This is a genomic window from Streptomyces venezuelae ATCC 10712 (assembly GCF_008639165.1).
GTDB lineage: Bacteria > Actinomycetota > Actinomycetes > Streptomycetales > Streptomycetaceae > Streptomyces > Streptomyces venezuelae.
In genome coordinates this window covers 3,618,595-3,631,912 of sequence record NZ_CP029197.1, presented here as the reverse complement: position 1 = coordinate 3,631,912, position 13,318 = coordinate 3,618,595, and the positions used below count along the sequence as shown (strand labels likewise).

The following is a 13,318-nucleotide window of genomic DNA, read 5'->3' as shown; positions in this document are numbered from 1 at the left end:
CGTGGCCTGGCGAAGGGCCGTGGCCTGACGAAAGGCCCTGGCCGGACGAAAGGCCGTGGCCTGACGAAGGGCCGTGGCCGGACGATTCGGGGGCTCCCGAATCGATGGCCCCGGCCCTCCGCCGGCTCCTACCGTCCGGCGCATGCTCGCAATCGAGGCGGACGCGCTGCGCCGCACCTACACCAGCAGGACCGGCTGGCCGAAGTCCCGGCGGACCGAGTCCGAGGCCGTCCGCGGCGTCACCTTCGACGTGGCGCCGGGGGAGCTGTTCGGCCTCCTCGGGCCCAACGGCGCCGGGAAGACGACCACCATCAAGATGCTCAACACCCTGCTGCTCCCGACCTCGGGGACCGCCCGGGTGTTCGGCCACGACGTGGCCCGCGACCCGGTCGCCGTACGCCGCCGGATCGGGTACGTCTTCGGCGGCGACCGGGGTCTGTACGACCGGCTCTCCGCGCTCGACAACCTCCGCTACTTCGCCGAGCTGTACGGCGTGCCCGCCCGCGCCCAGAAGCGGCGCATCACCGAACTCCTCGACCTCGTGGGCCTCCTGGGCCGGGAGAAGGAGAAGGTCGAGGGCTACTCGCGCGGCATGCGGCAGCGCCTCCACATCGCCCGCGGGCTGCTCCACCGCCCCGACGTCCTCTTCCTCGACGAGCCGTCGATCGGCGTCGACCCCGTCGCCGCCCGCGACCTGCGCCGCACGGTCGCGGACCTCGCCGCCACCGGTACGACGGTCCTGCTCACCACCCACTACATGGCCGAGGCGGACGAGCTCTGCGACCGGATCGCCGTGATCGCGGGCGGCCGGATCCGGGCCCTCGGCACCCCCGACAGCCTCAAGTCCCTCGTACGGGAACGGGACGTGCTGGAGATCGAGGCGTACGGCGTGGACGAGGAGCGGCTCGACCGGCTGCGCCGGGTCCCGGGCGTGCGGGGCGTGGCCGCCGAGGACCGGGGCGCGCTCCAGACCGTGACCGTGCAGACCGGCCGGGGGGCCGCTGAGCTGCACGGACCGGTCCTGGCCGCGCTCCAAGGCGTCCGGCTCGGGCGGGTCACGAGCCGCGAACCGTCCCTGGAGGACGCCTACATCGCGATCGTGGAGGGCGCGGACGCGGCCACGGTCACGGGCACGGCCACGAGCGCGGGCACGCACACAGGCACGAGCGCGGGCACGGTCGGTGGCGGAGCCGGAGCCGTGGAGGGCACGGCGTCGCAAGGGGCTGCCGTATGAGGCGGCTGCCCCGGCTGATCCTCGTCGGAGTCCGTACGCACGTCTCGTACATGTCGCGCTCCCCCATCGAGATCACCTTCGCCGTCCTCGTCCCCCTCGTCTACGCCACCCTCGCCGTCTATCTGTTCCGGGCGGCCGGGGACCCCGACCGCCTGCTCACCGCCTCCGTCGGCGCCGGACTCATGGGCATCTGGGGCTCGGTGCTCTTCGGTTCGGGCGGCGCGGTGCAGAACCAGCGCTGGCTCGGCACCCTGGAGACCCTGGTGGTCGCGCCGACGCCGCTCGCGCTCGTGCTGCTCCCGATCACCCTCGCGACCGCCGTGATCGGCACGTACGCGATGGGCGCGACGCTGCTGTGGGGCGTGCTGCTCTTCGACGTGCCGCTGGACTTCGCCCACCCCGCCCTCTTCCTGCTCGCCGTCCCGGTGTGCGTCCTCGCCCTCGGCATGACCGGGCTGCTGCTCGCCGCCACGTTCGTCCTGCTGCGCAACGCCAACGCGCTCGCCAACCCGCTCGACACCCCCGTCTGGCTGCTGTCCGGGCTGCTCGTGCCGGTCACCGTGCTGCCCGCCTGGACGCACCCGGTCTCCTGGGCGCTGCCCACGACCTGGGGTGCGCGGGCCGTGCACGCGGCGACCTCCGGCGGCGACGTCCTCACCCCGCTGCTCGCCGCCGCGGCCCTCGGGGCCGGGTACGCCCTGGCCGCCGTCCTCGTCCTCGGGCGGGTGGAGCGCCGGGCGCGCGCCGCCGCGACCCTCGCCCTCACGTGAAAGGCCCGACAGACATGTTCCGTTTCCTCGCCACCGCGCGGCTCGTCGTCGTCGGCGGGGCGATCTCCTACCGGGCCCTGTTCAACTGGACGACCCCGCCCATGTTCATCGGAACCCTGCTGGTCGGGCCGCTTCTCCAGGTCTTCTTCTTCGTCTTCCTCGGCCGCGAACTGGGGGTCGCCGACGACCGCTTCCACCTCGTCGGGAACGCCGTCCTCGCGGCTTCCGCCTCCGGTGTGTACGGCGGCACGATGGCCGTCGCCAACGAGCGCAGGTACGGCACCCTCGGCGCGGTCCTGCTCTCGCCCCGGCACCGGATCCCGCTCTGGCTGGGCCGCGCCCTCCCGTACGTGCTCAACGGGCTGTTCGTCAGCGCGTTCGTGCTCACCGCCGCCTCGCTCGTCCTCGGTCTCCCGCTGCCCGCCGGGGCGCTCGCGGGCCTCCTGCTGGTGCTGCTCGTCGCGGCGGGCGCGTGCTCGGCGTTCGGCCTCGCCCTCGGCGCGCTCGGGCTCCGCTTCCGTGACGTGTTCCTGGTGTCGAACGTGGCCAGTTCCGTACTGCTCCTCCTCACCGGCGCGGCCGTCCCCCGGGACACGCTGCCGGGGTGGATGCGGACCGCGGGGGAGCTGCTGCCGCTCACGCACGCGGCGGACGCGGCGCGCGGGCTGACCGCCGGGGCCGGTCTCGACGCCGGGCTGCTGGGGGCGGAGCTGGCGGTGGGCGCCGGGTGGGGGCTGCTCGCGGTCGTCCTGCTCGGTGTCTTCGAGCGGGGCAGCCGGCGCCGGGCCACCCTCGACACGATGTGACGGAAAGGGAGGGGTGGGTCACTACCGGCCATCTTCGTGAAAGCGTACGGGACGCTCCGCGTCGTTCACCCGGAATTCGCACCCAGGACGCCGGAAGGTGCCAGCCTCGGCTCAGGGAGACGAACCACCGCACGTGGACGGAACGGGGTACGGGCATGGAGAGCGGGCCGGCGATCTTCGCGGGGGCGGCGTTCACGCTGTTCGGAGCCGCGCTGCTGCTGTGGACCGCCGTGCGGACACTGCACCGTGAGCCCGTGGCGTACGGGGTCGGACCGCGGGCGGCGGTCGCGGTGACGAGCCTCTTCGGCGCCGTCTTCCTCGTGCTCGGCGTCTGGTGCTTCGGCCGCCTCTGATCCCTCCCGTCCTCTCCCCCCGATCCTGGCGCGCCCCGCCCGACCGGGAGTCCGGGCGGCAGGAATGCCAGGACTCGGGTTACCGTTCGAGTGGCCGTTGCGGGCTTTCGCCGTTTGACACGGGGGCGGGTTGTACCGTCACACTCCGCAGCGACGGGAGCGTCACCGTCCGTGCCGCTGCCGTGCGTGCCAGCGCCGTACGTGCCCAGAGAGTGTCGAACCGGAGAGAAGAGCGAAGTTGTCCCCGACCAGCGAAGCCGCACACGGCGGCCGCCGACTCGTCATCGTCGAGTCGCCTGCCAAGGCGAAGACGATCAAGGGTTACCTCGGCCCCGGCTACGTCGTCGAGGCGAGCGTCGGGCACATCCGGGACCTCCCCAGCGGTGCCGCCGAGGTGCCCGAGAAGTACACCGGTGAGGTGCGCCGCCTCGGGGTCGACGTCGAGCACGACTTCCAGCCCATCTACGTCGTCAACGCCGACAAGAAGGCGCAGGTCAGGAAGCTCAAGGAGCTGCTTGCCGAGTCCGACGAGCTCTTCCTCGCCACCGATGAGGACCGCGAGGGCGAGGCCATCGCGTGGCACCTCCAGGAAGTCCTGAAGCCCAAGGTCCCGGTCCACCGGATGGTCTTCCACGAGATCACCAAGGACGCCATCCGCGAGGCCGTCGCCAACCCGCGCGAGCTGAACCAGCGCATGGTCGACGCCCAGGAGACCCGCCGCATCCTCGACCGGCTGTACGGCTACGAGGTCTCGCCGGTCCTGTGGAAGAAGGTCATGCCGCGCCTCTCGGCCGGCCGTGTCCAGTCCGTCGCCACCCGTCTCGTCGTCGAGCGGGAGCGCGAGCGCATCGCCTTCCGCTCCGCCGAGTACTGGGACCTCACCGGCACCTTCGGCACCGGCCGCTCCGGTGACGCCAGCGACCCGTCCCAGCTGGTCGCCCGCCTCGCGGCGGTCGACGGCAAGCGCGTCGCGCAGGGCCGTGACTTCGGTGCCGACGGCCGTCTGAAGAGCGAGAGCGTGCTCCACCTGGACGAGGCGAACGCCCGCGCCCTGGCCGCCGCGCTCGCCGACACCGCCTTCTCCGTGCGCTCGGTCGAGTCGAAGCCGTACCGCCGCTCCCCGTACGCCCCCTTCCGGACCACCACCCTCCAGCAGGAGGCGAGCCGCAAGCTGGGCTTCGGTGCGAAGGCGACCATGCAGGTGGCGCAGAAGCTGTACGAGAACGGCTTCATCACCTACATGCGTACGGACTCCACGATCCTCTCCGACACCGCCGTCTCGGCGGCGCGGGCGCAGGTCACGCAGCTGTACGGCGCCGACTACCTGCCGGAGAAGCCGCGCGTCTACGCGGGCAAGGTCAAGAACGCGCAGGAGGCGCACGAGGCGATTCGCCCTTCGGGTGATCGTTTCCGCACCCCGGCGGAGACCGGTCTGACCGGCGACCAGTTCCGGCTGTACGAGCTGATCTGGAAGCGGACCGTCGCCTCCCAGATGAAGGACGCGACCGGAAACTCGGTCACGGTGAAGATCGGCGGCCGCGCCGCCGACGGCCGGGACGCCGAGTTCAGCGCCTCCGGCAAGACGATCACCTTCCACGGCTTCATGAAGGCCTACGTCGAAGGCGCCGACGACCCGAACGCGGAGCTCGACGACCGCGAGCGGCGGCTGCCGCAGGTCGCCGAGGGCGACGCGCTGACCGCCGACGAGATCACGGCGGACGGCCACGCGACCAAGCCGCCGGCCCGCTACACCGAGGCCTCGCTGGTCAAGGAGCTCGAAGAGCGCGAGATCGGCCGCCCGTCGACGTACGCGTCGATCATCGGCACGATCCTCGACCGCGGCTACGTCTTCAAGAAGGGCACGGCCCTCGTGCCGTCCTTCCTGAGCTTCGCCGTCGTCAACCTCCTGGAGAAGCACTTCGGGCGGCTCGTCGACTACGACTTCACCGCCAAGATGGAGGACGACCTCGACCGCATCGCGCGCGGCGAGGCCCAGGCCGTGCCGTGGCTGAAGCGTTTCTACTTCGGTGACGCCGGGGGCGGTACGGCCGCCGCCGGCGGCGCCGCGGACGCCGGGAACGGCGACGGCGACCACCTCGGCGGTCTGAAGGAGCTCGTCACCGACCTCGGCGCGATCGACGCCCGCGAGATCTCCTCCTTCCCCGTCGGCAACGACATCGTGCTCCGCGTCGGCCGCTACGGCCCGTACGTCGAGCGCGGCGAGAAGGACGCGGAGGGCCACCAGCGGGCCGACGTCCCCGAGGACCTCGCGCCCGACGAGCTGACCGTCGAGCTCGCCGAGGAGCTGCTGGCCAAGCCGAGCGGCGACTTCGAGCTGGGCGCCGACCCGGTCAGCGGGAACCAGATCGTCGCGAAGGACGGCCGCTACGGCCCGTACGTCACGGAGATCCTGCCCGAGGGCACCCCGAAGACCGGCAAGAACGCGGTGAAGCCGCGCACGGCCTCGCTCTTCAAGTCGATGAGCCTCGACACCGTCACCCTGGAGGACGCGCTCCGGCTGATGTCCCTGCCCCGGGTCGTCGGCGCGGACGCCGAGGGCGTCGAGATCACCGCGCAGAACGGCCGCTACGGCCCGTACCTGAAGAAGGGCACGGACTCGCGGTCGCTCACCGAGGAGGAGCAGCTCTTCACGATCACCCTCGAAGAGGCGCTCGCGATCTACGCCCAGCCGAAGCAGCGGGGCCGGGCCGCGGCCAAGCCGCCGCTGAAGGAGCTGGGCACCGACCCGGTCAGCGAGAAGCCCGTGGTGGTCAAGGACGGCCGCTTCGGTCCGTACGTGACCGACGGCGAGACCAACGCCACCCTGCGGACCGGCGACAGCGTCGAGGACATCACGCCGGAGCGCGGTTACGAGCTGCTCGCCGAGAAGCGGGCCAAGGGACCGGCGAAGAAGGCCGCCAAGAAGGCCCCGGCGAAGAAGACGACCACCGCGAAGAAGACGGCCACGAAGACGGCGGCGAAGAAGACCACCGCCGCCAAGAAGACGGCCGTGAAGAAGACGACGACGGCGAAGAAGACGACCGCGGCGAAGAAGACCGCGGCGGCGAAGCCGGAGTAGCCGGCCTTCGGTACCTGTGTGACGTGAGGGGCGGAGGATGATTCCTCCGCCCCTTCCGTTCCCCCGGCGTCCGTCCTGTCACAGGCTCGTCCGGATGTTCGGGCGGAGGCCGCGGGGTGTCAGGCCGTCCGGATAGGGTGGACGGATGACGCGAGCAGAGCAGCCAGACCGCCTCGGCGATTCCGACGCCGCACTCGTCGCGGATTCCAGGGAGCGTGCCGTACGCGCCCTCTTGCGCCACCAGCCATTGCGCAGGCTGTGGAGCGCCCACGTCGTCGGCAGCACCGGCGACGCCCTCGCGCTCCTCGTCCTCGTCCTGCTCGGCCTCCAGGCGGCCGTCGCGGAGGGTGCGCTCGGCGGGGGCTACCGGGGGGCCGCGTTCGCCGTGGCCGCCGTCGTCGGCGCCCGCCTGCTGGCCTCGGTCCTCTTCGGGGCCGTACTCCTCGGGCCGCTGACCGCCCTCACCGGGACCGGCGGCGCGCTCGACCGGCGCTGGACCATGATCGGCGCCGACGGTGTCCGGATCGCGCTGCTCGTCATCGCGCCGCTCTGGATCGACTGGACCCCCGACAGCGCCCTCTGGTACCTGCTCGGCACCGTCTTCGTCGCCGGAGCCGCCGAGCGGCTCTGGACGATCAGCCGCGAAGGCGCCGCGCCCGCGCTGCTGCCCGCCCCGCCGATCGAGGGCGGCGCCGTACGGCCGCTGCCCGACCACCTCGGCGCGCTGCGGCAGCTCTCCCGCCGCACCGGCTTCCTCGCCGTCCCGGCGGCCGCCGCCGTCCTGCTCCTCGCCACCCTGATCGGCGAGCTGCTCGGCGCCGGACTCGACTGGTTCTCGCTGCACCAGGCCGCCCTCGCCTCGTACGTCGCCGCCGGTCTGTTCGCCGCCTCCGTCACCGTGCTGTACGCGATGACGCTGCCCGGCGGAGAGACGCCCCGGCCCCGCTCGCCCCTGGAGGGCCTGCGCAGGCCGACCACCGAGAAGACCGGCACCGGCACCGCGGGCGCGCCCGAGAAGGGCCGTACCGGCAGTGGAGGCGCGCCGGAGAAGGGCCGTACCGGCAGTGGAGGCGGGCCCGAGAAGGGCCGCACCGGGGCCCTGCCCCTGCTCGTGCTGACCTGCGCCACCGTCGCCGGGGCCATCGCCGCCGCCGCGTCCGTCGCCGTCCTCCACGCGTACGACCTCGGCGGCGGGCCCGTCACGTACGCCCTCCTGATCCTGGCCCTCAGCGGCGCCACCGCCGTCGGCATCCGCACCGCGGTCCACGTCCTGCCCGTGCTCTCCCGGCGCCGGCTGCTCGCCCTCGCGACCGCCGTCACCGGCATCGCCCTGATCGCCATGGGCCTGGTGCCGGACACGGCCACCGTGCTGTTCCTCGCCGTGCTCGCCGGATACGCGGCCGGAGTCGCCGCCAACACCGGCCACACACTCGTCGACCAGGAGACCGAGGAACCCCGCAGGGCCAGGACCACCGAGCACCTCCAGGCCGCCGCCCGGGTCGCCATGGGCCTCGGCGCGCTCGCCGCGCCGCTGCTCGCCGCCGCGATCGGCCCGCACCGCCTCGCCTCCGACGAGCTCGTCCTCGCGCACGGCGGCGCCGCCTTCACCCTCGCGCTGATCGGCGCCCTGCTGCTGCCCGTCGCCGCGCTCGTCCTCGCGAAGACCGACGACCGGGCGGGCGTCCCGCTCCGCCGCGACCTGCGCGACGCGCTGCGCGGCTCCGACCCGGTGCAGGCGCCCTCCCCGACCGGCTTCTTCATCGCCCTGGAAGGCGGCGACGGAGCCGGCAAGTCCACCCAGGTCCAGGCGCTCGCCGAGTGGATCCGTGCCAAGGGCCACGAGGTCGTCGTCACCCGCGAGCCCGGTGCCACCCCCATCGGCAAGCGCCTCCGCTCGATCCTCCTCGACGTGTCGTCGGCGGGGCTCTCGAACCGCGCCGAGGCCCTGCTGTACGCGGCCGACCGCGCCGAGCACGTCGACTCCCTGGTCCGGCCCGCCCTGGAGCGGGGCGCGATCGTCCTCTCCGACCGGTACATCGACTCCTCCGTCGCCTACCAGGGCGCGGGCCGCGATCTGTCCCCGACCGAGATCGCCCGCATCTCCCGCTGGGCGACCGACGGACTCGTCCCCCACCTGACCGTGGTCCTCGACGTCTCCCCGGAGACCGCGCGGGAACGGTTCACCGAGGCACCTGACCGGCTGGAGTCCGAGCCGCCGGAGTTCCACGCGCGCGTACGGGCCGGATTCCTCGCCCTCGCGGCCGCCGACCCCTCCCGCTACCTCGTCGTCGACGCGGGCCAGGAGCCCGAGGCCGTCACCACCGTCGTACGCCACCGGCTCGACCGGATGCTGCCGCTCTCCGAGGCCGAGGTGAAGGCCGTCGAGGAAGCCCGCCGGAAGGCGGAGGAGGAGGCGCGCCGCAAGGCCGAGGAAGAGGCCGCCCGCAAGGCCGAGGAGGAGCGCCTGGAGCGCGAGCGCCAGGAGCAGCTCGCCAAGCTCCGCGCCGAGGAGGAGGAGCGCAAGCGCCGCGAGGAGGAAGAAGCGCGCCGCCTGGAGGCCGAGCGACAGGCCGAGGAGGCCCGGCGCAGGGCCGAGGAGGCCCGCCTCGCCGCCGAGGCCGCGGCCGAGGAGGAGCGCAGGCGCCTCGCCGCCGAGGAGAAGGCCCGCCAGGAGGAGCAGGAGCGGCTCCGCAAGGAGGCCGAGGAGGAGGCCCGCCTCCGGGCCGAGGCCGAGGAGCGCCGCCTGGAGAAGCAGCGCAAGGCGGAGGAGGCGCTGCTCCGCGCCGAGGAGGCCCGCCGGATGGCCGAGGCCGCCGCTGCCGCGAAGGCGGCGGAGGAGGCCGCGGCGAAGGCCGCCGCGGAGAAGCTCGCGGCCGAGGCGGCCGCGAAGGCCGCGGCGGAGCGGGCGGCCGCCGAGCGGGCCGCCGCGGAAGCCGCCGCAGCCCTCCGGGCCGAGGCGGCCAAGGCCGCCGCCGAGCGTGCCGCCGCCGAGAGGAAGGCAGCGGCGGAGGCGAAGGCGGTCGCCGAGGCCAAGGCCGCCCGGGAGAAGGCCGAGGCGGAGGCGAACGCCGCCGCCGAGCGGGCGGCGCGTGCCGCCGAGGCCGCGGCCTTCGAACTCTCGGCCAACGAGGTCACCCAGCCGACCCCGATCGTGAAGCAGGACGGGACGGGCGGGAAGGCAGCCGGGGCTGATGGGGCCGGGAAGCCGGCCGCCGGGTCCGACGAGCCGACCGTCTCGCCCGACGAGGTCACCGTCGCCACCCCGATCGTGAAGCTCCCCGAGCCGGAGGCCGAGACCAGCGTCCTGCCCCGGATCCGCGAGGAGCGGGCCGCCGACGAGACCGCGGTGCTGCCCCCCGTACGGGACACCGAGTCGACCGCCGTGCTCCCTCCCGTACGGGACACCCGGGCGTCCGACCCCACGGACCGGGTCCCGCAGGGCATCTTCCGGGACGCCCGGCAGGAGCCGCAGGGTGCCAACGACCGGACCCGTGAGCTGCCCCAGCTCGACGAGAACGGCCGGCCGCGGCGCCGCTCCGACTGGGCGGAGGAGACGCCGCTCGACGATCTCCCGACGCTCGCGGACGAGCTGTTCGGCCCGCACGACGACGAGGGCCCTCGGCGCCGCCGCTGACGACCTTCCCGCTGGTTGGGGGTGGAGCTAGCTCCACCCCCAACCAGGAAGCCAGCCCCATACCGTCCTGACCTGCACTTTTCTAGCGTTGTCGCCATGAAGACGACGACAACGGCGACCCGGAGCGGCGCCCTCGGCGCCCTGGACGCGGCCCTCTCCCTCGACGGGGTGGGCCGGACGTACGGCGGACGCGGGGCGCCCGCGCTCGACGGGGTGAGCCTGGTCGTGCCGCGCGGCCGGTTCGTGGCGGTGATGGGCCCGTCCGGCTCCGGCAAGTCCACCCTGCTGCGGTGCGCCGCCGGACTCGAACGGCCGACGACCGGCACGGTACGGATCGGCGGCACCGACCTCGCCACCCTGAAGACGGCCGGTCTGACCCGGCTCCGGCGGGACCGGGTCGGCTTCGTCTTCCAGTCGCTGAACCTCGTCTCCGCGCTCGACGTGCGGGAGAACGTCACCCTGCCGCTGCTCCTCGCCGGGGCCCGCGAAGGGCGCGCCCTCGACGCCCGCGCCCTCGCAGGACTCGCGGCCGTCGGGCTCGCCGACCGGGCCGGGGACCGGCCGGAGGACCTCTCCGGCGGTCAGCGCCAGCGGGTGGCCATCGCCCGCGCCCTGGTCAACGAACCCGACATCGTCTTCGCCGACGAGCCGACCGCCGCGCTCGACCCGGTCACGGCCGCCGGGGTGCTCGCCCTGCTGCGGCGCGCGGTCGACGAGCGCGGCACCACGGTCGTCCTCGTCACCCACGACCCGGTGGCCGCCGCCTGGACGGACGAGGCCGTGTTCCTCGACCGGGGACGGCTCGCCGGGCACCTCGACCACCCCGACGAGCACGGCGTACGACGGATGCTGGGCGCGGGGAACGACCACCGGTTCCGCCCGACGGCCACGACGGCCGCCACGGCCCCGGCGGCTGCTACGGCTTCGAACGCTCCGACGGCCCCGGCCCGTACGGCGGTGATCCGGTGAAGCCGCTGCGGAATCCCGCCGTCCGGCTGCTCGCCAGCCGCTCGCTGCGCGCGCACCGCAAGGCGTGGGCCGCGGTCTTCGCCGCCGTCCTCGTCACCTCCACGCTGCTCGGGGCCCTTGCCCTCGCCGTCGGTTCGGCCGGGCTCGGCCACGCGCGCGTGGAGCGGTACGCGGCCGCGCCCGTGGTCGTCGCCGGTGACCAGGAGGTCAGCTGGCGGACGAAGCCGTGGGGCAGCGAGCCGAGGACGGTCACGGCCGGCCTGACCGAGCGGGTACGGGTCCCCGGCGCGGCCGTCGACGTCCTGCGGGCCGTACCGGGCGTCCGCGCCGCGGTGCCGGACCACCTGTTCGTCGTACGGGCCCCGGGGGCGCCCACCTACCCCGGCCGGTCCTGGGACGCCGCCCAGCTCGCCCCGTACCGGCTGACCGGCGGCCGCGAGCCGCGCGCCGCCGACGAGGCCGTCATGGGCGCCGCGTCCGGCGCGCGCCTCGGCGACACCGTCGCCGGACGGAAGGTCGTCGGCATCGCCGACGGGCCCGCCGCGCTGTACGTCACGGCGGCGGAGGCCCGCAGGCTCGCCGGGCACCCGGGCGCCGTCGACGCCGTGGGCGTCCTCGCCGAGCCCGGCGTCCCCGTGGACACCCTCCACGCGCGCGTACGGGCCGCCCTGGACCGGGCCGGACTCAAGGACACCGCTTCGGGGCAGCCGCTCCGCGCGTTCACCGGCGACGGGCGGGGCGCCGCCGAGCACCTCGCCGCGCCGCCCGCGCGCACCGAACTCCTCCAGCTCCTCGCCGCCGTCTCCGGAACGGTCGTCCTCATCGCCGCACTCGTCCTCGCCTCCCTCGTCGGACAGGCGCTCCAGCAGCGCTCCGCCGAGCGGGAGTTGCTGCTCTCGGTCGGCGCGACGCCCCGTCAGATCAGGGCCTCGGCGGGCCGGGAGGTGACCAGGGTCGCGGGTCTCGCGGCGCTGGCCGGCGCGGTCGTGGCCGTACCGGTGTTCCACGGGCTGTGGTCGGCGCTGCGGGGCCGTACCGGAATCGTCCCCGAGGGCCTCGAACTCCCCGCCCCGACCTGGCTGTTCGCGGCCACCCTCGTCGCCGCCGCCGTCGTGGTCGGGATCACCCGCCTCGTCGTCCTCTTCGCGGCCCGGCGGCCCGGCCGCCCGGGCAAGGGCCACGGGCGGCGCGTCACCGGCATCGTGCTGCTCCTGCTCGGCGTGGCGGCGGCGATCACGGCCACCGCCCAGAGCGGCGACGCGGCCGGCGCCGCCGCGGGAGCCGCCACCGTGACCCTGGTCTCCGGGTGCGCGGTGCTCGGCCCCTGGATCGCGGCAGCCGCCATGAAGGTCCTCGACCGGCCCTTCCGCAGGCTCGGGGGCGCGCCCGGACGGCTCACCGCCGCCGCCGCGAACGCCCACTCGCGGCGCCTCGGCGCGGCGCTCGTCCCCGTCGTCCTCGTCACCTCCTTCGCGCTGGTCCAGCTCTCGGCCGGCATGACGATGGAGCGGGCGGCCGAGACCCAGGCACGGGCCGCGACGACCGCGGACCTCGCGCTCTCCGGCACGACGGCGGAGCAGGCGCGGAAGCTGCCCGGAGTCCGGACGGCCACGGACGTCCTGCGGTCCACGGTCGTCCTGGCCCGCTCGGAGGCCGGTGACCCGCGGCTCGACCGGCTGCCGGTCCTCGGCGTGGACGCGGCGGGCCTCGCCGGCACCCTCGACCCCGGTGTCGTCTCCGGCGACCTGGCCGGACTCGCCGCGCCGGGCACGGTCGCGGTCGGCAAGGACCGGGCCGACTCGCTCGACGTGCGGCCCGGTTCCACGGTCGAACTGCGCCTCGGGGACGGCGTGGAGAAGCGGCTCCGGGTGGTGGCCGTCTACGAACGGTCGCTCGCGCTCGGCGAGTTCCTCCTGCCGAAGGGCGAACTGGCCCCGCACATGAGCGACCCGTACCCGGCGCGCGTACTGGCGTCCACCGGGCAGGGCCCTGCGGGCTCCTCCGTGGCCCCCGAGCAGGTGAGCATGCCGGGAGCCGAGCTGAACGGGATCGTCTCCGCCGCGATCGTCGCCGCGATCGGCGGCCTCACCCTCCTCTCCGTCCTCAGCACCCTCGCCCTCATCGGAGCCGGACGGCGCGGCGAACTCCAGCTGCTCGGCCAGGTGGGCGCGTCGGCCGGTCAGCTGCGCCGGATGCTCGGCCTGGAGGCGGGGTTCCTGACCGGCGCGGGGCTGATCGTCGGGGCCGTGGTGGCCGCGCTCCCGCTGACGGCCGTGGCCTGGTCGGTCACCGGCGGGCTGCCCTATCTGCCGCTCCCGGTGGGCGGGTTGATCGCGGGCGCGGTGGCGGTCACGGTGGTCGCGGGCGTGTTCCTGCCGACGTCGAGGGCGCGGAGGGGCGTCTGAGAGCCCTTCTCAGGCGATGACGGCCGTTCTCAGGCGTGGAGGTGGAGGGCTCTTCTCAGGCGTGGAGG

8 protein-coding genes are annotated in these 13,318 nt (G+C 74.5%); all 8 read left to right on the top strand.

Translation table 11 applies throughout. From position 1 onward, the window contains the following. Nucleotides 1-142 precede the first annotated feature (142 nt). Nucleotides 143-1,234, top strand: a complete 1,092-nt coding sequence (locus DEJ43_RS16515; protein ID WP_015034514.1) for an ABC transporter ATP-binding protein — start codon at nucleotides 143-145, stop codon at nucleotides 1,232-1,234. Continuing rightward, complete coding sequence (locus DEJ43_RS16510; protein WP_015034513.1) at nucleotides 1,231-2,004, top strand: ABC transporter permease; 774 nt, start codon at nucleotides 1,231-1,233, stop codon at nucleotides 2,002-2,004. Before DEJ43_RS16515 ends, DEJ43_RS16510 begins: the two co-directional genes overlap by 4 nt. Before the next feature lie 14 nt (nucleotides 2,005-2,018). After that, nucleotides 2,019-2,810: an ABC transporter permease gene (locus DEJ43_RS16505; protein WP_051025891.1), complete on the top strand. Its 792-nt coding sequence runs from the start codon at nucleotides 2,019-2,021 to the stop codon at nucleotides 2,808-2,810. Nucleotides 2,811-2,965: 155 nt separating this feature from the next. Then, the gene (locus DEJ43_RS16500) at nucleotides 2,966-3,163 is read left to right on the top strand and encodes a hypothetical protein (protein ID WP_041662547.1); all 198 of its coding nucleotides are present in this window, start codon (nucleotides 2,966-2,968) and stop codon (nucleotides 3,161-3,163) included. Nucleotides 3,164-3,401: 238 nt separating this feature from the next. Beyond that, the gene (gene topA, locus DEJ43_RS16495; protein WP_041662546.1) at nucleotides 3,402-6,242 is read left to right on the top strand and encodes a type I DNA topoisomerase; all 2,841 of its coding nucleotides are present in this window, start codon (nucleotides 3,402-3,404) and stop codon (nucleotides 6,240-6,242) included. 145 nt (nucleotides 6,243-6,387) lie between these two features. Continuing rightward, a complete protein-coding gene (gene tmk / locus DEJ43_RS16490) occupies nucleotides 6,388-9,876 on the top strand; it encodes a dTMP kinase (RefSeq protein ID WP_015034509.1) in 3,489 nt (1,162 codons plus the stop codon). A gap of 96 nt (nucleotides 9,877-9,972) precedes the next feature. Continuing rightward, entirely contained in the window at nucleotides 9,973-10,845 is an 873-nt protein-coding gene (locus tag DEJ43_RS16485) for an ABC transporter ATP-binding protein (RefSeq protein WP_015034508.1), read from the top strand. Then, nucleotides 10,842-13,250 carry an FtsX-like permease family protein gene (locus DEJ43_RS16480; protein WP_015034507.1) on the top strand — a complete coding sequence of 803 codons (2,409 nt, stop codon included), beginning with the start codon at nucleotides 10,842-10,844 and terminating at the stop codon, nucleotides 13,248-13,250. The genes DEJ43_RS16485 and DEJ43_RS16480 overlap by 4 nt, the downstream gene beginning before the upstream one ends. The last annotated feature ends 68 nt before the right edge of the window (nucleotides 13,251-13,318 follow it).

Excerpts from the sequence above, each read along its gene's own strand:
- DEJ43_RS16515 (WP_015034514.1), top strand. The coding sequence starts at position 143 with ATGCTCGCAATCGAGGCGGACGCGCTGCGCCGCACCTACACCAGCAGG.
- DEJ43_RS16510 (WP_015034513.1), top strand. The coding sequence starts at position 1,231 with ATGAGGCGGCTGCCCCGGCTGATCCTCGTCGGAGTCCGTACGCACGTC.
- DEJ43_RS16505 (WP_051025891.1), top strand. The coding sequence starts at position 2,019 with ATGTTCCGTTTCCTCGCCACCGCGCGGCTCGTCGTCGTCGGCGGGGCG.
- DEJ43_RS16500 (WP_041662547.1), top strand. The coding sequence starts at position 2,966 with ATGGAGAGCGGGCCGGCGATCTTCGCGGGGGCGGCGTTCACGCTGTTC.
- tmk (WP_015034509.1), top strand. The coding sequence starts at position 6,388 with ATGACGCGAGCAGAGCAGCCAGACCGCCTCGGCGATTCCGACGCCGCA.
- DEJ43_RS16485 (WP_015034508.1), top strand. The coding sequence starts at position 9,973 with ATGAAGACGACGACAACGGCGACCCGGAGCGGCGCCCTCGGCGCCCTG.